The following is an 18,504-nucleotide window of genomic DNA, read 5'->3' on the forward strand; positions in this document are numbered from 1 at the left end:
GGTTACTTGACCGTGAAGCCGGTCTTCTTCAGGTCATCCACGGTGACCTGCTGCATGGTGCTGACTGCGTCCAGGAAGGCACTCTTCTCCTTGGACTGTGCAGCTTTAGCGAACTGGTCGTTGTAGGCGTTGTACGCCACGTTGACGTTAGGGCCGTAAGTGAACGAGCCCACGTTCTGCGCAGCCTCGCCAACAACCTTGTAGAAATCGGGCTGGTTGGAGAAGAACGCAGGAGCCTCAGTTAGTGATGATTCCGCGCCTGCGGTGTCAGCGGGGTAGATGCCCGCTTCCTTGACCAAGGCTTTGATTGCCTCCGGGTCGGTGTTCAGCCACGTGGCGAACTTGGCCGCGGCGTCGAGGTTCTTGGACTGGGAGGTGACGGCAGTAGAAGATCCACCCCAGTTGCCGGTGGACGGCTTGGAAGCATCCCACTGCGGCATAGGTGCGGCCTTCCACAAGCCCGCCGTAGCACCGGCGTTGCCCTCCAGAACACCCGGGCCCCAAGCTGCGCTGAGCCAGCCAACCTGCTTGCCGGTGTTGAGCGCGGTGTTCCACTCCGGTGTGTACATGGGCTTGTTGTCGATGACGCCCTCTTCCACGAGGCCGCCCCAGTATCCGGCCACCTTTTCTGTAGGCTCTTCGGCGATCTTCACGTTCCAGGCGTCACCATCAACACCCCACCAGGAGGCTCCGGCCTGTTGTGCCATGCCGGTAAACCATCCGGCGTCGTTGGAGGAGAACGTTCCCAAGTAGGCCTCGGGGTCAGCTGCATGAACAGTCTTTGCAGCGGCCGCGTACTCATCCCAGGTTTTGGGAACAGCGATGCCCAGCTTCTCAAAGATGTCAGCGCGGTAGTAGAAGACCATGGGGCCGGTGTCCTGCGGAACGGAGTACAGCGCATCGCCGCCCAGCGTCACATCGTTCCAGACGCCATCAGGGAAGTGGCTCTTGGTGTCGTTTGCCACGGTGCCGGATAGGTCTGCGAGCGCATCGGCTGCTACCAGGGTAGGGATTTTCTGGTACTCGGCCTGGATCAGGTCCGGGGCGCCGCTGCCGGCTTTGACGGCGGTGAGCAGCTTGGTGACAGCCGGGTCTCCGCCGTCCTGCTTGTTCACGGTGACGTGGATGGTGGGGTTCTTCTCATTCCAGAGTTCCACCACCTTGTCCAGGTTGGGGGCCCAAGCCCAGTAGGTCAGTTCCACTTTCTGGTTGGGATCGCTGGTGGCCGCGCTTTGGCTGCCTGCCGTGGAACCTCCTGAACAACCTGCGGCGAGCATTGTGGCCGCTGCGAGCATGGCTACGGCGCCTGCACGAAATGACTTGCGCATTTCGTCCTCCTTGTCGAAAAGCTGAATTGTGCTGTGTGGATTCGTCGCTCATCCGAGCGGAAGTTCGGTGTGTGACTGTGAGCGGTTCCAGTTAGTCACAGCTCTGTGATCTATGTCAACACTAAACTTCATCTAGTCAGCGCCTATAGGGCTGTGATAATACTGGGAGCGCACACAGTTCTAAGGAGACTATTCGATGACAGACGTCCTGCAGGCCCCCGCCGCCCAACGCGCACCCGCGCCTTGGGTACAGCGACCGGCCGGCCTTTGCTACGGCGGGGACTACAACCCCGAGCAATGGCCCCGTGAGGTCTGGGTGGAAGACATCGCGCTGATGCAGGAGGCCGGGATCAACCTGGTGAGCATCGGCATCTTCTCCTGGGTGTTGCTGGAACCCCGCGAAGGTGAATACGACTTCGAATGGCTGGACGACTTGATGGACCTGCTCGCGCAGGCAGGCATAAGCGTTGACCTTGGAACACCTACGGCGGCACCGCCTGCCTGGTTCTGGAAGAAGTACCCGCATGCGCGCCCCGTGACCCGTGAGGGCGTCACCTTGGGCAACGGATCGCGTGGCATGGCCAGCCCCAGCTCGCCGGAATACCGCCGTGCGGCCACCAATATCACCGAGCAACTGGCACGCCGCTACGCAGCCCATCCCGCGCTTGTTCTTTGGCACGTCCACAATGAATACGGCGCACCGGTCAGTGAGTCCTACGACGAGCAGTCCGTCCTGGCGTTCCGCGACTGGCTCCGCAACCGTTATGGCACTTTGGACGCTCTGAACCAGGCTTGGGGCACCCTTTTCTGGGGGCAGAAGTACGGCGAGTGGGATGAGATTGACGCACCCAGGCTTTCGGCCAGCGTCAGTAACCAGGCACAGCGGCTCGACTTCCGCCGGTTCACCTCGGACGCCATGCTGCAGTGCTTCACTGCCGAGCGCGATGTCATCAAGAAGTACACGCCTGATCTCCCTGTGACCACCAACTTCATGGCCACCAACTGCCTTTCAGCCGACTATTGGGCCTGGGCCAAGGAGGTGGACATCGTTGCGAACGACCACTACTTGGTTGCGCAGCGCGCAGACAACCACGTTCTACTCGCCATGGATGCCGACCTCACCCGTTCCTTGGCAGGCAACCGTCCCTGGATGCTGATGGAACACTCCACCGGAGCCGTGAACTGGCAGGGCCGGAATATTGCCAAGCGGCCCGGGGAATTGGCCCGCAACAGCGTGTCCCACCTGGCACGCGGGGCAGACGCCATCATGTTCTTCCAGTTCCGGGCCTCCCGCTATGGCGCTGAAAAGTTCCACTCCGCCATGCTCCCGCATGCCGGTACCGGCACCCGGATCTGGCGGGAGGTCCTTGACCTGGGCGACGACCTCAGGAAACTCGCCCCCGTGAAGGGCTCCACCGTGGATTCGCGGGTGGCCATCCTCTGGGACGTGGAATCCTTCTGGGCTCAGGATTTGGAATGGCGCCCCAGCAGCGACCTTGATCACCGCGAGCGGATCGAGTCGTTTTACACCGTCCTGTGGAACCGCGGCATCAGCGTGGACTTTGCCCACCCCGAAGCGGACCTCTCCGGCTATGACCTGGTTCTCGCCCCGGCGCTTTACCTGGTGGGTGACGAGGCGGCTGCGAACATCAGCCGCTACGTCCGCGACGGCGGACACCTGATGGTGTCCTATTTCTCCGGAATCGTGAACGCCAACGACACCGTCCCGGCCGGCGCCTCCCCGGGTGGGCTCCGTGATGTTCTCGGCCTGGAGATTCACGAATTCCTGCCTCTGCGTGAGCACGAGATCGTCACGCTGGGCAGCGGCGCCACCGGAACGGTGTGGTCCGAAGAAATCCACGCCAGCACCGCCAGCGTACTCAGCCGTTACACCAGCGGCCCGGCGGCTTCCGGCCCCGCCATCACGCGCAACACGTTCGGCAGCGGCACCGCCTGGTACATCTCCACAAAGCTCGACGGCGGCCACCTCGCTGACGTCGTACTTGACGCCGTGAATGCTGCAGGAATTGAGCCCGGAGTTCAACCGCCCGCCGGATTGGAGGTAGCTTCGCGCCATTCAGAAGAAGGCACCTTCACCTTCCTCATCAACCACACCGACGCCGACGCCGAGTACACGGCGAGCGGACTAAACCTGCTCTCCGGAGAGGATGTCAGCGGAACCGCACACGTTCCGGCCGGCACCATCTGCGTGGTCCACACCCCAGCGGAAAGGCACTGACCCCGTTGACACCGAGCCGCCGGCCCGGACCGATTACGGTCCGGGACGGCGTTCCACCCCCGCGGGCTGCCACCCGCCGTCGAGCTGGTCCTCACCCTCAGGGCCCGTGGTAGATTCGATAGGCGAAAACGCGCAAAAAGGGGTTGATCATGAGCGACGCAAGGACATCCCGGGCGCGGTATTTGAATGCCGTTGCTACCTCGCTGCTGCTGGTCACCGTCACTGGCGGGCTCGCTGCGTGCCGCGACGAAAAGAAGCCCACGCCCCCTTATCCGGCAGTCGAATGGCAAGGAACTGCGCCCAACGCGGCCATAGAAGCCGATCCCTGGGTCATGGCAGCCCGCAAGTCACTCGAGGCCCAGGCCGTCGCACAGAATTTTACGGATTTCACATTGCCCCAACTGGTGGAGACCACAGGCCTGGATCTCCGAATTCGCCTTTCCAGGCACCCCTTGAACGATGTTGAGCAGAAACGACGCCCGGACATCCGCCCAGGGCCCGATCCCTTCCTCCCCATGGAGGTCAAACCGGGCCCGACTGCCGGCACTGCCGAGGTCCGCGGTTGCGTGGTGCGTTGGGCGTCCGAAACAGGCGACGTGCCGGATGAACTGAATGCCACCGGCGTGATGTTCCGAATGGAACACCTCGAGGCAGGGCAACTGCGGATCAGCAGCGTGGTGACACTTCCCCAACAGGACTGCAGTGCAGCGAAGCCACCCGTGGCCCTGTTCGCACCTGCTCCGGAGCCGTCCGACATCACCGACGCCCAGGATATTGTCCGGGCCGCACGAGCTGACATCGACCCTCCGGCGATGCCCTGAGTACGTAGGCCCTGGCTGCAACGAGGTCGTCCTAACCATGCCGGTTCCCCACTAAGCTGGTTCAATGAGCTCGGGCCCGTGTACTGCTACACGCCGACGCAGTTCGCCCCTGGAGCAGCCTGTACTCGTTACGCCCCCTTACAGGCTCCGCCCATTTACGGCAGCCGATGTTCCTGTGATCCAGGAAGCCTCGAGCGATCCACTCATTCCTGCCATCACGACAGTTCCCGCCAGCGGTTCTCGCCAGTCAGCTCTGGCCTTCATCGAAAGACAGCACCAACGCTTAGTTGATGGCACCGGGTACTCCTTCGCTATTGCTGATGCCTCCTCTGATCAGGCGGTTGGCCAAATCGGGCTGTGGCTGAAGAACCTCAGCCAAGGCCGGGCGAGCATTGGCTATTGGGTGGCGCCAAGTCATCGGGGGAATGGAGCTGCTTCCTCTGCTTTAGGTGCCCTCGCCGCCTGGGGTCTTGCGCAACCCGGGATTCATCGATTGGAACTCTACGTCGAGCTTTGGAATGAGGGCTCCTGGCGCGCAGCCGAGCGCAGCGGGTTCGTACGGGAAGGGACGATGAGGAGCTGGCTGGAGATTGGCGGCCAGCGCAAGGACATGTACATGTACTCGCGCCTTCCCGCTCGCTAGAAATCACGCTACGGGACACTGTCGGGCCGGAAGTGTCAGCGACGTGTTGAGGCCGCTTATCGTGGGCTGGTACTTGGATTGGTCCTCCACAGAGAAGGAGAACTGTGTCTGTCATCGACACTTGGAAGAAGGTCCGAACGACCACCGCCTACAAAGGCTTCGTGACGATCAACCGTGAAACCTATGAAGAACCAAATGGAGCGGTGACCGACTGGGATGTCATTGCCAGTCGCGACTCTGCGGCGACCCTTGCCTTCACTCCTGCAGCAAGTCACGTCGTCCTTTTCGAACAGTTCCGTGTGGGGCCCGAGAAAGCACTACTGGAACTCCCCGGCGGATACCTCAACGCCGACGAGCAACCCGCGGATGCAGCTCTTCGAGAGCTACGAGAAGAAACCGGCTACCACTCAGAATCAACCTTCTACGCTGGCTCAGAGTGGTGGGCTGCGAACTCGTCACGACGCAAACATCTTGTAATAGCCGCCAACGCATCGGAAAGATTTGACGCGGCCTGGGACGAGTCTGAATCCGGAGAGGTCCGCCTTCTTCCCATCTCGGAACTCATGGATTTTCTGGTCAGCGGTGAACTCACCGACGCAGGTCTGGCCTGCCGCGGCCTGGCAGCTCTCGCCCGCAGCAATCCCGATAACGAACTGCTCACAGATCTACGTGACTGCATCCGCAAACTCCTACTGACCCACTAGCGACTGCCGTGGCAAAGTTGTGGTCAGCTTCGGCCCATAGGAGCCGAGCCTCACGGCGGTCCGATGAAGCATCCCGCCGGACGGAAGGAGGCCTGTGCACGGCACTTTGATCATTCGTGCAGAGGACTTCTAAAACTGACAACCAGCAGTCGGCCTTCGCGTAATATTTCCGTCCCAGATGTTGTTCCAAATCATCTGCCGTGGACAGCAGTCACAAAGACAACTTCCGGGACAGTTACCTCTGTGGCTCAGGAATCCATACCGAGGTATCGGTAGACGGTGGCGCGGCTGGCTCCGATGACCTTTCCGATGTCCGATGGCTTGAGGCCCCGGGCTTTCAGTTCATGTGCTCTCTTGACCTTCTCGTGGTCTGTCGTGATTTCCCGGCGTCCTGCTTTGCGTCCGTTAGCAGCTGCAGCCGCCATGCCAGCCTTGGTGCGCTCAGAAAGCTGGTATCGTCGCGGCTCGGCGGGGGAGTAGCTGATATTTCCGGGCAATACCCCCAGGGGGTACTTGACGCCATACCCCCTATGGGTATACTTTCAAGGCATGAGCACGCCAGACCTGAGCATTAGCCACCCCAATGCACCCATCATCGAGGTGGACCTGGAGCACGCCGCTCCCCACGGGTACACCAGCAATAAGGACGCCTACCTCAAACGCCTGAAACGGATTGAGGGCCAGGTCCGCGGGATTGCCCGCATGGTGGAGGATGACAAATACTGCATCGACATCCTGACCCAGATAGCCGCCGCCACCAAGGCCCTTCACGCCGTCAGCCTGGGACTCGTTGAGGAGCACATCGGCCACTGCGTCGTGGGGGCCGCCTCCGAGCCCAACCCCGAAACCCGCGCCGAACAGATCGACGCCAAAGTGAAGGAGGCCACCGATGCCATCGGGCGCCTGCTGCGGTAATTCAGCCACTAAGCACCACACTATTCAACTCATCACCAAGGAGACCCCCATGAGCCAGAGCATTTACACCAACGTCAACGTTTCCGGCATGACGTGCGGTCACTGCGTCTCCAGCGTGAGCGAAGAACTCGAGTCACTCAACGGTGTCGAAAACGTTGCAGTGGACCTAAATCCCGGCGGCCTGTCAACCGTGACCATCACATCAACCAAGGAGCTTTCGCCGTCCGAAATCGGCGAGGCCGTGGCAGAAGCCGGCTACCTGGTGGTAGCCAACGAAGCTTAGGAGTCCTCTTGAGTAGCCAGGAGACTTTCAACCAACCCGCACAAAGGGTCATCGAACTGGACATCGAGGGCATGACCTGCGCCTCGTGCGTCAATCGAGTGGAACGAAAACTGGGCAAACTCGAGGGTGTGGAGGCCAGCGTCAACCTGCCCCTCGAATCAGCCCACGTCACAGTCCCGGCAACCGTGACAGACCAGCAAATCGTGGACACCGTCAACGCGACGGGTTACAAAGCCACCATCCGCCACACCCCAGCTCCAAACACCCGAGAAATCCCCGGACACACTCCCCCTCATCACACCCACGAACACGGCGATGATGTGCTTGAGCCTGCCGGACCTGAACGCGACCATGGCGGCGACGCCGGAGGGATGCGGCACCATGCGTCTAAGGGAGGCACGACCGAGCATGCAGAGCATGGCACCGGCATTGCCGCGCTCATCGAGCATGCAGAGCATGGCGCCAGCGGCGCCGCGCATATGGATCACGAGAACCACATGGCTCACGGCCCCGCCGCCTCCACGCTCCGCCCACGCTTGATCGCCGCCGCCATTCTGACTGTGCCGGTCTTCGCGATCTCCATGATTCCCGCCCTCCAGTTCGCCAACTGGGGATGGGTTGCCGCAGTACTCGCCTTGCCTGTGGTGAGCTGGGCTGCCTGGCCTTTCCACCGGGCGGCGGCCGTCAATGCCCGGCATTTCGCTTCCACTATGGATACCCTCGTCTCCATCGGTGTGATTGCCGCGTACCTTTACTCGGCGTGGCAACTGTTCGCCGATCCCCGCATGACGGAACACCCCGGCATGGAAAGCATGTCCGGCGGAGGCCTCTACTTTGAGGTGGCTGCCGTAGTCACAACTTTCCTGCTTCTGGGCCGCTACCTTGAAGCGAACGCCAAGGCCAAGGCCGGTAACGCGCTCAAAGCGCTGCTGAACCTTGGCGCCAAGGACGCAACCATCCTTGTGGACGGCGTTGAGGAGAAGATCCCGGCGGATCAACTCCTTGTGGGGGACGTCATCGTCGTCCGCCCTGGTGAGAAGATCGCCACGGATGGCGTGGTCACGGACGGCGCGTCCGCCGTCGACGCCTCACTGGTTACCGGGGAATCGGTGCCGGTGGAGGTTGGGCCGGGCAGCCTGGTGACGGGCGCTACCATCAACACTTCCGGTCGGCTCTTGGTCCGCGCCACCCGCGTGGGATCGGACACGACCCTCGCTCAGATGGGCCGGCTGGTCAGCCAAGCGCAGACAGGAAAGGCGCCCATTGCACGGCTCGCTGACAGGATCAGCTCTGTCTTCGTTCCAATTGTGCTGATCATCGCCCTGATCACGTTCCTTGTATGGCTGTTCTTCTCGGGCGACCTCAACGCAGCATTCACCGCAGCCGTTGCGGTTCTGGTGATCGCGTGCCCCTGTGCCCTGGGCCTGGCAACTCCGGTGGGGCTGCTGACGGGGACGGGACGCGGAGCTCAACTGGGCATCCTCATCAAGGGCCCACAGGTTCTTGAGGACACCCGCCACGTGGACACCATCTTGCTGGACAAGACGGGTACTGTCACCAGCGGGAAGCTCGCCGTGGACCACACGGTTGGCCTGAACGGCTACGCCCCGGCAACCGTTCTAACCCTGGCTGGGGCTGTCGAATCGGCCTCCGAGCATCCGATCGCGCACGCCATTGCGGCCGCCGCCGAGGATGCGATGCCCGACGCCGGGACCCTCCCTGGTGTCGAAGGCTTCAGTTCCGCTCCGGGCGGCGGTGTGAGGGGCACCGTCTCACTTGACGGAGTCTCCAAGACCGTAGTTGTCGGACGTTCCGGCTGGTTGGAGGAGAACGGCATTCCGCTCGATTCAAGCCAACGCGAGGCCCTGGCGGCAGAGGAAAACGGTGGCGCCACAGCCATCTGGGTAGCTGTGAACGGTGAGGCTGCAGGGATCGTGAGCCTGAGCGACACCATCAAACCCGGCTCTGCAGCAGCAATCCGGAAGTTGAAGGACCTTGGAATCCGTCCCATCCTGCTGACCGGCGACAATGCCGCAGTGGCCGCCCAAGTGGCTGCCGCCGTCGGAATTTCACCGGAAGATGTCTTCGCCGGCGTACTTCCGGAGGGCAAAGTTGAGGCGGTTCGGAAGCTGCAGGCTTCCGGGGCCACTGTTGCCATGGCCGGTGACGGCGTGAACGATGCCGCAGCCCTGGCCCAATCGGACCTTGGTATAGCAATGGGATCGGGGACCGATGTTGCCATCGAAGCCTCGGACTTGACGGTCATGGGCAGTGATCTTGGTCAGCTGGTGCAGGCGATTGAACTATCGCGCAAGACCCTGTCCACCATCAAGACCAACTTGTTCTGGGCATTCTTCTACAACGCGATTGGCATCCCGGTGGCAGCACTTGGATTCCTGAATCCGATGATCGCCGGCGCGGCAATGGCGGCCAGCTCTGTGCTGGTGGTTGCCAACTCGCTAAGGCTGCGCTCGTTCGGGAAGTAGACCCAACCAACTGGGCAGTTGTGGGTGTTCAGGAACGTCTGGTCACCCACCACTGCCTTGCGGCGCGAACTGCGGCTAGGCAGCCCCAAACCGGACGGCGGCCCGGGCCTTCGCCTTGGCGGCTTCCTCGTCGCGATTCTTCGCCGGCGCATGGCTCACCAGGGAGTCAAGGAGATGCTGCGTAATATGCGCGATCTCGTGGACGGCCTCCGCGAAGGCTTCCTCGTTGGCCTTGGAGGGCTTGGTGGATCCGCTGATTTTGCGCACGTATTGCAGGGCAGCGGCCTCCACTTCGGCGCTCGTGGCGTGCGGTTCGAAGTTATGCAGGGTCCTGATATTGCGGCACATAACCCCATGCTAACTATGGGCAGTGCTACATGGGGAGGGGTGCCCATCGACGGTTTTTGCATTCCCGGGATAGGTTTTAGTTATTGGATCTTCCGGATGAGCCGGAGGCCGCTGGGGATGCCGAAGAGCTCGGGTCCGAAAAATGAAGGAGAATCTCATGGCTATTTGGGGTGCAGATGTTGATCAGCTTCGTCAGCTCGGTAACAAGCTGAAGGCTGGTGCTGAGAACATCGAGCAGCAGCGTTCACAGCTCAAGGGCGCACTTGACGGCACCGACTGGAAGGGCCCGGACGCTGACAAGTTCCGCGGCGAGTGGGACAGCCAGCACGCTTCGAACCTGAAGAAGGTTGCCGACGCACTTCGCGAAGCCGGCGATCGCGCTCAGAAGAACGCTGAGCAGCAGCAGCAGGCCTCCAACTAAGACAGTTGGGAAGAATGCCCGGACGCACAGCGTCCGGGCATTCTCTTGTTAAAGCCTATTTCCCGGTGACGTTCACGGAGGGGACCGGTTCAACATCGTTCGGGTGATCCAGGACCCGGGCTACTTCCTGAGCTGCCCGCCGATCTCCACGCAGCTCATCGACGCGTACCAGAACCACACCACCCACAATGAGGAGCCCTCCCAGCAGCTGGATCGTCCCCGGGAGTTCGCCCAAAAGCAGCCAGGCCCAGATCACGGCAAAAAGCACCTCGGTCAGGGACACGAACGAGGCCACCTTGGACCCCAGGCTGCGGGCAGCCATGATGCCGGTAACGTACGCGAGTACCGTGGCCAGAATGATGAGCCCCACGGCGGAAACCCACCAGGGGGTGGTCCACGGCCCCAGCGTTGTGTCGGCGGTGCTGAACGTCATGGGCAGCAATCCCACCAGGCCTACGAGCCACATCACCAGCGCTCCCACGAGGAGGCCCCCTGAAGCGAGCACCAGTGGCGGGAGGGTGTCGTTCTCTTTCGCGGTGATGAAGAAGTAGATGACCAGGCACACGGCTGCGGCCATGCCCCACAGAACGCCAACCAAGTCCACCTTCACGGCACCTGTCAGATCAAGCACCAGAACCAGGCCGCCCAGGGACAACAGCGCGCCGGCAGCGGTGAGCGCGCGGGGCCGGCGTCGGCTGGCAATCCAGAGCCACAGCACAATCATCACCGGAGCCAGGTACTCAAGCAGCAGGGCTACGCCTACGGAGAGGCGGGCAACGGCGTTGAAGTAGAAGAGCTGGCAACCTGCTACGCCGATGAGACCGAACAGCAGGATGGTCAGCCAGTTGTCCTTGAGTTGGTGCCAACGGCCACGTAGAACCACGACGGCGGGAATCACCAGGATGAGCGCGGCACCGGTGAGGCGCACGGCAACTGCGGCGCCGGGTGACCAGCCGGTTTCCAGCATTGATTTGGCAAACGAGCCGGACGTGCCGAAAACAGCCGAGGAAAAGAGTGCGATGCCGAGTCCTGATGCCAGGAAACTCTTTGCATCAGCCTTCGTCGTTGGAGCTGACACAGCAGCCTCCTGTCAGGAGTAAAGTGGGCTTATGGTCATGACAGTACTCCCGAAACATGTAAGGAGTCAAAGTGCTTTTTGCGCCTGACACCGAGGTAGCCCTCCGTAGCGTCGTCAATCTCATCAACACCGCCGCCAACGGAGAGGAAGCGCTGGTCACCGTGCAGGACCTCAACGCCTTCCTGGACGCCGAAGAGTTCACAGGCTCGCGGGTCCATACGCCGGCGGAGTTGGATAGCATCAAGCACTTGCGTCGCGAACTGGCAGCCCTGTGGAGCGCCGATGAGGACACGGCGGCAAAGTCCGTCAACAAGCTGCTCGCCGACGCAAAAGCACTCCCCCAGCTCGTCAAACATGACCACTGGGACTGGCACCTCCACGCCACAACCCCGGAAGCGCCGCTGGCAGATCGGATGGGCACCGAAGCTGCTATGGCCATCATCGACGTCGTCCGAAGCAAGGAAATGGATCGCATGCGCGTATGCGCTGCGGAGGACTGCGATGCCGTCGTCCTGGATCTCAGCCGCAACCGCTCCAAGCTCTACTGCGACACCGGCAACTGCGCCAACCGCGCCCACGTCGCGGCATACCGGGCAAGAAAAGCCGCCGAGGGCGTGTGATGCCGGCATAACTGCGGCCGCGCGTCTATACGGTCATCCACCTGATGGTCGCACCCGGCTTTTCATGGGAGTGGGCGCCACTTCCCAGCCGCAGCGCTGGACGTGACAGTCCGGCTATTGACCCCGCTATTGCGCGGCAATGGTACTTTCGCATCCCTTTTTTCAAATGTGACCAGGGTCACATTCATTTCCGCATCATGATTTTCCGTCATGCCGTACTTACTCCTCAGTAAGAAATAAAGGGGCGGCCCTCCAGAGGGTTGATTGGCCATGGCATTAGGAAAAGGGACTCCATGCGGCAGAAGTTTGAGCACAAACGTGCCCACGATCAAGACGGGCGGGGTGAAGGCAAGGGCCGGACTCTGCTCGCGCTCATTGCGAGCGTTCTTCTCGTAGTAGTAGGAATGTCAGCTTATGGAGTAGTCAACGCTCCCACGCCCGTGAGCGCACTGCCCGGCTCCCCAGGAGTCACCCAGCCTGGCACCTTGGTCTACAGCGAAGACTTCTCCAACATCAGCGCTGCCACTGCTCCCATCCCATTGACTTCATACACGGGCGGCGCGGCTGCACAGAACGAGCAGTACACGGCAGATGCAGCCTGGCTTCCCGGTTACGGCGCCTGCAACGGCTGGATCGTACGGCAGAGCACTCCCCTGCCCGTCAATGGCGGCAATATCACCAATAACGATCAATGCGGCCGCAACAACGCCATCAATTTTCTGCGCGACATGGCCTATGTCATGGGCAAATACCAGGGTATGACCGACGCTCAGGCCGCTCAAAACCAGATCCTCAGCGAGTACACCAACACTTCCAACGGAGTCCAACCGGCGGGGCTTCAGCTCCAAACCACCAAGAACACGATTCCCACCATCGCTGGCCATTACTACGCGATTTCGGGCATCTTCGGGGAAACCAACTGCTTCTCCAACCACGCCCGCCAGGAATTCTCCATCCTCATTAATGGCGTAGCAACGGTGGTCGGTTCAAACCTGGACCCCTGCGCTGATCCCAGCCGGCAAGTCTTCAATTACGGCAATACCGACTACAGCGTGGCAAAGCTCCAGTCGGGAGCCATCCAGGTCCCGCTGACCGGCACCACCCCTACGCTGGGTATCCGGGTAAGGAATTTGCAGGCCACCGGCACCGGCAACGACGTCGGATTCGACCTTCCCCAGCTGGTTGACGTTACGCCACAGCTGGATAAGGCATTCAGCCCCACCAGCATCTTCCAGGGTCAGAACACCACCTTGACCTACACCGTCACCAACACCAGCGACCTGATGGCCAAGAATGGCTGGCACTTCGTTGACACCCTGCCCACTGGCCTTACTGCGGTCGGCCCACTCGGTGGCACATGCGTCCGTACAGCGGGCACTGTCTCAGGCCGTACGGTGGACGTCACCGGGAACCTCGCGCAGGGCAGTGCCTCGTGCACCATCACGGTAACCGTCACCAGCAACACCCCCGGTATTTACAACAACTCAGGGTGCTTGGCCAACGACGGCACGGCCATTCCCAACTGCACCAACAACTTCCCCACCATCACGGGGCTTTACTCTCCCGGAACGGCGCCTTTGACCGTCCGTCCGGTGGTGGACCTGTCCATCACCAAGAGTGCCAACATTGCCGCTTACGTCCCGGGCCAGCCGATCACGTACACAGTTATGGTCCACAACAACGGACCCAGCGATGCTGTCAACGCCGTATTCACCGACCCCCTGCCCTCATCCATCACAGGTGCAACCTGGACCTGTGCGGTTACGGTTGCGGGAACCTCAAATCTGCCCCCGGCCGGACCCACCGCCTGTAACGCTCCCACCGGCACCGGCAGCATTTCCGGCACCGTAAGAATCAACGTGGGCGGAACCCTGACGTACACCATCAAGGGCACGGTGGCACCGGGCACCACCGGAATCATTACCAACACGGCCAAAGTCACGCCTCCAGCCCAAACAGCTGTTCCCAACATGCCAGGCGGTGGGCCCGTTCCGGTTCCCGGATCAACCACCATGGTTCCCACCGTCGATCCTGCCTGCCCGCCCTTGCCCGGGGTTGGATGTTCCGCAACGGTAAATACGCCCGTGGAGCCCCAATGGACCATCGCCAAGTCGGCCTCAGTGGGCACCCAGCCGTCAAACGGCCAATGGGTGAAACCCGGCGACACCATCACGTACACCGTTACCGCCACTAGCAACCGCGGCCAGATCAATAACGTCGTCCTCACGGACAACCTCGCAGACGTCCTGGATCAGGCCACGTTCGTCCCCGGATCCGCAGTCCTCACCATCGGCTCCGCAGCGCCGGTCGCCGTCGCGAATCCCGTGGCACCGTCCACCACGCTGACTACCCAGCAGTTCACTCTTCCGGCCGGACAAACCGCAGTGCTCAGCTACAAAGTCACCGTCAAGGCGGACGCTTGGAGTGCTCAACTGGTCAACGTCGCCACTGGCGCCGGCAGCGTCACACCCGTCCGCTGCGCAACCAGCACCACACCGCTGGCACCGGAATGCTCTACCACCCACCTAACACCGGCCAAGATCCTCATCGAAAAACTCGGCGAATCGTCCGACGACGAATGGGTTCCCATGGCGGGATCCACTTGGGCCATCCACAATGACGCAGCCGGAGCGCCGGGCGCAGTCAACACCAGCTTCACCGTGGCTCCCGTTCCGTCCCAGACCGGACAGTTCCAACTCGAGGGCATTCAGCCGGGCGTGTACTGGCTCGAAGAGACCACAGCTCCGGATGGCTTCAACCTGCTGGCCGAAGCCGTGCAATTCACCGTTGCCGCCAACGGTGCCGTGACCATCGGCCAAGGAAGCGGCGGCGGAGTCGTGACAACGAGCGACGCCGATGGAAACGGTATCTTCCTGGTCACCGTCCGCGACGTCCCTGCGCTGAAGATGCCTGAATCCGGCGGCATCGGCTGGTGGCCGTTTGCAGCCGCTGGAACGTCATTGCTTCTCATTGCCATGGTCCTCGCGTCAGGCAATGGACGACGCACCCGAAACCACCCATAAAACGTCATTCCCCGCCTGCAGCAAAAGCGGCAGGTCCAACCCCAGAAAATGTTCGCTCCCGACCATCGCATCATCACCCATGAAAGAGGAAAAAGTGAGTAATCAAAGCTCCCGGCGCCTTTGGAAGGCCGCCGCCACCACCATTGCCGGTGCGGTACTGGCAATGTCCTTCTCCGCCGCCCCGGCCTCGGCAGCCCCGCTGGTGGACGCGGACCAGATCGGTTCCATCACGGTCCACAAGTTCGAACGCCCGGACACCCCCACCGGACTGCCCAACAATGGCACGGCCGTGGACACCACGGGACTGACCGCTTTGGCCGGCATCGAATTCACCATTCAGCAGGTCAACGCCATCGACCTGTCCACGAATGCCGGTTGGGACGCTGCCCACAACCTGAGCAGCGTCTTCTCCCCCGCCGATCCCGCAGGATCCATAACAGGTGCAGGGTTCACTCTGGGATCCGGCACTGCCCAGGTCACCGACGCCGCGGGCACCGCAGCGTTCGGCAACCTCCCCGTCGGCCTGTACCTGGTAACGGAAACCAACTACCCGGCCGGCGTGACCCCGTCAGCTCCGTTCCTGGTTTCAGTGCCGTTGACTGACCCGGATAACAAGGACAACTGGCTCTACAACGTCCATGTGTACCCCAAGAACTCCATCACGGGTGCAGAGAAGACCGTCACGGATGCTCCCGACGTCAAGCTCGGCGATCAGATCGACTTCACCATCACCGGTGACATCCCGAACGAAGCAGTCATTGACGGCTACAAGATCGTGGACCAGCTGGACGACAAGCTGACCTACCTTGATGCCAGCGCCACACTAGTTAATGGCACGGTCATCACCGAAGGCACCCACTACACGGTTGCCTTCGATGCTGCCACCAACACGGTCTCCATCGTCTTCACCCCCGCAGGCCTCGCAGTGCTGGCTGCCAACAACGACACCAAGGTACAGGTTGTTGTAAACACCATCGGCGAAATCGAGAACGACGCCATGGTTTACCCGAACCTGGGCAGCTTCACCACCGTTCCCGGCCAGCCCGGCGGCCCCATCATCACTCCCCCGGTTGTCACCAAGTGGGGCGAGATGACGCTCCTGAAGACCAACGAGAACGGCGCTGCCCTTGCCGGCGCTTCCTTCTCGGTCTACACCAACCAGGCTGATGCCCTGGCCGGAACCAACGCTATTGTCATCAACGGTCAGAGCACCTTCACCGTTGCTGCCGATGGCACCCTCACCATCTCCGGCCTGCGCTACTCCGACTGGGCGAACGGCGCTGCAGTACTGCCCGGCTCCGCCGATTACCGCACGTACTACCTGGTGGAAACCACCGCTCCGGAAGGCTACGAGCTGCTCGCAGAGCCGATCTCCTTCCTGATCAACTCGGCCAGCACCACGGTGGGTGTTGACCTGGAGGTCAAGAACATCCCCTCCAACGGTGGCTTCGAATTGCCGCTCACCGGTGGTGTGGGAACCGGCCTGTTGTACGCAGCAGGCGCACTCCTGGTAACCGGCGCCGGACTCCTGTTGGTCCGTTCACGCCGCAGCACCAACAGCTAGTCACCGCCAACCTGCAAGGGTTCGCAACCTGAACACCAAAGCGGGGAAGATCGCCGAACACGCGCTCTTCCCCGCTTTGCTCCCCCAGAGCACAAATCCCCCAGGACTCTCATGTCAAAGCACCAAGACTCCAAGCTGCGGCCCCAGCGAAACATCCGCGCCGGATGGAGCGTCCAACGCATCATCATCGTCGTCGTCGCCATCCTGGGCGTTGGAGTGATGCTGTACCCCACCGCCGCCGCATGGTTCTCCGACCGGGTTCATGCCACAGAGATCAGTGGCTATGTGGACACCGTGGAGAATCTCTCTCCGTCGGCCCAAAAAACACTTCTGGACGAGGCCCGGCAGTTCAACAAGGAGCTGCCATCCGGGCCGCTTCGCGACCCGTACTCGTTGAACAACCGAGGCGAGAAAACCGTCGTCGGGGCCGGCTCGGACGCTTACAAAAAAATACTCGACGTCGGACCCGGCGGAATGATGGGACGCATCAGCATCCCCTCCATCCACTCGGACCTGCCCATCTTTCACGGCACCGATGATGAAACGCTGTCCAAAGGTGCCGGGCATCTTTTCGGTTCCGGCCTGCCGGTTGGCGGAACGGGGACCCACAGCGTGCTGACTGCCCACTCAGGCTTCGTTAACGCGACGCTCTTCGATGACCTGGACCAAGTACGCCAAGGCGATGTCTTCTCCGTAACGGTGCTTGGCGAATCGTTCTATTACAAGGTCGATCAGATCAAGACCGTACTGCCGGAGGAAACGGACGATCTCCGCAAAGTCCAGGACAAGGATTACGTCACTCTGGTGACATGCACGCCCACAGGGGTCAACAGCCACAGACTCCTGGTGCGTGGCGAGCGCGTTGACGCCCCAGCCGCCGGATCCGCCCACGCACTTCCCAGTCAAGCTATGGACCCGGGATTCCCTTGGTGGGCACTGGCACTGGTGGGCACAGCGGTGCTCATAGTGGTGGTCACCCAGCCCCGTAAGGCGCGGCCCACCCGTGGTGAGGAAGCGGCGGAAGGTTAGCGGCCGGCGTCGGGCGTTTCAGGTCCGTCGCCCGGAGCAGCCGCGCCGCGGTGGCCGGGACGCTTGGAGCTGAGGTTGACGCCGGAACCCTTGCCGAGGTGGTCGGCGTTCTCTTTGTGGCTCATGGAGAGCATGGCTGCCACGACGAGGCTCACGATGAACGCGATGCCTGCGCCTGTGAAGGCGAGGTCGAACCGCGGGGCCTTTGCGCTGCCGCCGGACGCGAAGATCAGCACGGCAACGAAGGCCAGCACTGCAAAGAATGCGGAGAACATGAGGGGTCCCTTGACCGAGGTCCGCATCTTGCGCGGTTCTCCCTGCGTCTGGTCTGCCACGGTCATTCCTCCAATGATGGCGGTTAGTCCCCGCCGGTCAGCAAAAGTTCTACAACGAGTAGAACGTCCAGCTACTAGTTTACGGCCTCGGGCGAAGCGCCGGGAGCAGCAGCCCGGGCCGATCCGCCCGCAGCGGTCTTGGCTTCGTGCCGCAGCGTCAGCCCGGAGAGAATCCACAACACACCGGCAATGATGGAACCGCCGCCAGCTACGCCCAACAGCGCATGGGCGCCCAGTGACGTGAAGAACGGGAGCAGCACCGCAGTGCCCACGGCAATGACACCGGACACAACCCAGTCGCGCGCCAACGCATCCCGCTTCCGGAGGCCATGGACGAACTCCAGGAGTCCCAGCACCAGCAGCGCCAGCATGGCCGACAGCGCCACGCCCGCGTCAGATTGTGTGACCAAAGCGCCAACACCTCCCAGCGCAACTACCAACGGAACGGCAACGGGCAAAGCGCGGGACATCCACACTGCCGCTGCGGTCGCCAACAAATACAGCCCCACGGCCCAGGCCAGGACGTGCACCGATGGAGCAGCCCAGAAGATGGTCACTGCGCCGAACACCAGGGCAACCGTCGCGCGGATGAGCACGGGTTTCCAGAGTCCGGCCTCGTTGGCAGATGGAGTCTGGGCAGGAGTCGCAGGGAGAGTCACGCGTCCAG

At 61.8% G+C, this 18,504-nt stretch carries 18 protein-coding genes; 12 read left to right on the forward strand and 6 right to left on the reverse strand.

Translation table 11 applies throughout. The annotated features are described in order from the left end of the window. Window positions 1-2: 2 nt before the first annotated feature. Window positions 3-1,328: an ABC transporter substrate-binding protein gene (locus MOD31_RS13105; RefSeq protein ID WP_250820864.1), complete on the reverse strand. Its 1,326-nt coding sequence runs from the start codon at window positions 1,326-1,328 to the stop codon at window positions 3-5. Window positions 1,329-1,524: 196 nt separating this feature from the next. Between MOD31_RS13105 and MOD31_RS13110 the strand changes: the two genes are divergently transcribed. The 4 genes from MOD31_RS13110 to MOD31_RS13125 all read left to right on the forward strand — a co-directional run bounded on the left by MOD31_RS13110 (window position 1,525) and on the right by MOD31_RS13125 (window position 5,735). Then, window positions 1,525-3,567 carry a beta-galactosidase gene (locus MOD31_RS13110; protein WP_250820865.1) on the forward strand — a complete coding sequence of 681 codons (2,043 nt, stop codon included), beginning with the start codon at window positions 1,525-1,527 and terminating at the stop codon, window positions 3,565-3,567. A gap of 149 nt (window positions 3,568-3,716) precedes the next feature. Continuing rightward, on the forward strand, window positions 3,717-4,388 hold the full coding sequence (locus MOD31_RS13115; RefSeq protein ID WP_250820866.1) for a hypothetical protein: 672 nt from the start codon (window positions 3,717-3,719) through the stop codon (window positions 4,386-4,388). 64 nt (window positions 4,389-4,452) lie between these two features. Further along, window positions 4,453-5,031, forward strand: a complete 579-nt coding sequence (locus tag MOD31_RS13120) for a GNAT family N-acetyltransferase (protein WP_250820867.1) — start codon at window positions 4,453-4,455, stop codon at window positions 5,029-5,031. 104 nt (window positions 5,032-5,135) lie between these two features. Next, on the forward strand, window positions 5,136-5,735 hold the full coding sequence (locus tag MOD31_RS13125; RefSeq protein WP_160147624.1) for an NUDIX hydrolase: 600 nt from the start codon (window positions 5,136-5,138) through the stop codon (window positions 5,733-5,735). A gap of 248 nt (window positions 5,736-5,983) precedes the next feature. Here the strand turns inward: MOD31_RS13125 and MOD31_RS13130 are convergent, their stop codons facing one another. After that, a complete protein-coding gene (locus MOD31_RS13130) occupies window positions 5,984-6,232 on the reverse strand; it encodes a hypothetical protein (RefSeq protein ID WP_250820868.1) in 249 nt (82 codons plus the stop codon). A gap of 52 nt (window positions 6,233-6,284) precedes the next feature. Between MOD31_RS13130 and MOD31_RS13135 the strand changes: the two genes are divergently transcribed. Genes MOD31_RS13135 through MOD31_RS13145 form a run of 3 tightly spaced genes read left to right on the forward strand, consistent with a single transcriptional unit; the run spans window position 6,285 to window position 9,419 of the window. Then, window positions 6,285-6,650, forward strand: coding sequence for a metal-sensitive transcriptional regulator (locus MOD31_RS13135; RefSeq protein ID WP_250820869.1), 366 nt, complete (start codon window positions 6,285-6,287; stop codon window positions 6,648-6,650). 49 nt (window positions 6,651-6,699) lie between these two features. Continuing rightward, entirely contained in the window at window positions 6,700-6,933 is a 234-nt protein-coding gene (locus MOD31_RS13140; RefSeq protein WP_165450154.1) for a heavy-metal-associated domain-containing protein, read from the forward strand. A gap of 8 nt (window positions 6,934-6,941) precedes the next feature. Further along, window positions 6,942-9,419: a heavy metal translocating P-type ATPase gene (locus MOD31_RS13145; protein WP_250820870.1), complete on the forward strand. Its 2,478-nt coding sequence runs from the start codon at window positions 6,942-6,944 to the stop codon at window positions 9,417-9,419. Between the two features lie 75 nt (window positions 9,420-9,494). Here the strand turns inward: MOD31_RS13145 and MOD31_RS13150 are convergent, their stop codons facing one another. Further along, window positions 9,495-9,767, reverse strand: a complete 273-nt coding sequence (locus MOD31_RS13150) for a DUF2277 domain-containing protein (RefSeq protein WP_024818746.1) — start codon at window positions 9,765-9,767, stop codon at window positions 9,495-9,497. A gap of 157 nt (window positions 9,768-9,924) precedes the next feature. On the opposite strand from MOD31_RS13150, the gene MOD31_RS13155 reads away from it, so the two are divergent. Further along, a complete protein-coding gene (locus MOD31_RS13155) occupies window positions 9,925-10,188 on the forward strand; it encodes a WXG100 family type VII secretion target (protein ID WP_011776688.1) in 264 nt (87 codons plus the stop codon). Between the two features lie 55 nt (window positions 10,189-10,243). Here MOD31_RS13155 and MOD31_RS13160 read toward each other — a convergent pair whose 3' ends face one another. Further along, window positions 10,244-11,266, reverse strand: a complete 1,023-nt coding sequence (locus MOD31_RS13160; RefSeq protein WP_166841937.1) for a DMT family transporter — start codon at window positions 11,264-11,266, stop codon at window positions 10,244-10,246. Window positions 11,267-11,337: 71 nt separating this feature from the next. On the opposite strand from MOD31_RS13160, the gene MOD31_RS13165 reads away from it, so the two are divergent. The 4 genes from MOD31_RS13165 (at window position 11,338) to MOD31_RS13180 (ending at window position 17,502) form a co-directional block, all read left to right on the forward strand. Continuing rightward, on the forward strand, window positions 11,338-11,886 hold the full coding sequence (locus MOD31_RS13165) for a CGNR zinc finger domain-containing protein (protein WP_142937392.1): 549 nt from the start codon (window positions 11,338-11,340) through the stop codon (window positions 11,884-11,886). Between the two features lie 293 nt (window positions 11,887-12,179). Then, window positions 12,180-14,909, forward strand: a complete 2,730-nt coding sequence (locus tag MOD31_RS13170; RefSeq protein ID WP_250820871.1) for a SpaA isopeptide-forming pilin-related protein — start codon at window positions 12,180-12,182, stop codon at window positions 14,907-14,909. A gap of 94 nt (window positions 14,910-15,003) precedes the next feature. After that, the gene (locus MOD31_RS13175; protein WP_250820872.1) at window positions 15,004-16,473 is read left to right on the forward strand and encodes a SpaH/EbpB family LPXTG-anchored major pilin; all 1,470 of its coding nucleotides are present in this window, start codon (window positions 15,004-15,006) and stop codon (window positions 16,471-16,473) included. A 111-nt stretch (window positions 16,474-16,584) separates the two neighbouring features. Beyond that, window positions 16,585-17,502: a class C sortase gene (locus MOD31_RS13180; protein ID WP_142937389.1), complete on the forward strand. Its 918-nt coding sequence runs from the start codon at window positions 16,585-16,587 to the stop codon at window positions 17,500-17,502. On the opposite strand, the gene MOD31_RS13185 is transcribed toward MOD31_RS13180, so the two are convergent. Together MOD31_RS13185 and MOD31_RS13190 are read right to left on the reverse strand one after the other, a co-directional pair. After that, window positions 17,499-17,843 (reverse strand): hypothetical protein, encoded by a 345-nt coding sequence (locus tag MOD31_RS13185; RefSeq protein WP_250820873.1) that lies wholly within the window; start codon window positions 17,841-17,843, stop codon window positions 17,499-17,501. The genes MOD31_RS13180 and MOD31_RS13185 overlap by 4 nt on opposite strands. 68 nt (window positions 17,844-17,911) lie before the next feature. Then, window positions 17,912-18,496, reverse strand: coding sequence for a hypothetical protein (locus MOD31_RS13190; RefSeq protein WP_250820874.1), 585 nt, complete (start codon window positions 18,494-18,496; stop codon window positions 17,912-17,914). Window positions 18,497-18,504: the final 8 nt, after the last annotated feature.

The sequence above is a fragment of the Paenarthrobacter sp. TYUT067 genome, assembly GCF_023656375.1.
Classification (GTDB): domain Bacteria; phylum Actinomycetota; class Actinomycetes; order Actinomycetales; family Micrococcaceae; genus Arthrobacter.

Coding starts and splice junctions, on each gene's coding strand:
- MOD31_RS13110 (WP_250820865.1), top strand. CDS start 1,525: ATGACAGACGTCCTGCAGGCCCCCGCCGCCCAACGCGCACCCGCGCCT.
- MOD31_RS13115 (WP_250820866.1), top strand. CDS start 3,717: ATGAGCGACGCAAGGACATCCCGGGCGCGGTATTTGAATGCCGTTGCT.
- MOD31_RS13170 (WP_250820871.1), top strand. CDS start 12,180: ATGCGGCAGAAGTTTGAGCACAAACGTGCCCACGATCAAGACGGGCGG.
- MOD31_RS13185 (WP_250820873.1), bottom strand. CDS start 17,843: ATGACCGTGGCAGACCAGACGCAGGGAGAACCGCGCAAGATGCGGACC.
- MOD31_RS13105 (WP_250820864.1), bottom strand. CDS start 1,328: ATGCGCAAGTCATTTCGTGCAGGCGCCGTAGCCATGCTCGCAGCGGCC.
- MOD31_RS13180 (WP_142937389.1), top strand. CDS start 16,585: ATGTCAAAGCACCAAGACTCCAAGCTGCGGCCCCAGCGAAACATCCGC.
- MOD31_RS13140 (WP_165450154.1), top strand. CDS start 6,700: ATGAGCCAGAGCATTTACACCAACGTCAACGTTTCCGGCATGACGTGC.
- MOD31_RS13150 (WP_024818746.1), bottom strand. CDS start 9,767: ATGTGCCGCAATATCAGGACCCTGCATAACTTCGAACCGCACGCCACG.
- MOD31_RS13135 (WP_250820869.1), top strand. CDS start 6,285: ATGAGCACGCCAGACCTGAGCATTAGCCACCCCAATGCACCCATCATC.
- MOD31_RS13155 (WP_011776688.1), top strand. CDS start 9,925: ATGGCTATTTGGGGTGCAGATGTTGATCAGCTTCGTCAGCTCGGTAAC.
- MOD31_RS13120 (WP_250820867.1), top strand. CDS start 4,453: ATGAGCTCGGGCCCGTGTACTGCTACACGCCGACGCAGTTCGCCCCTG.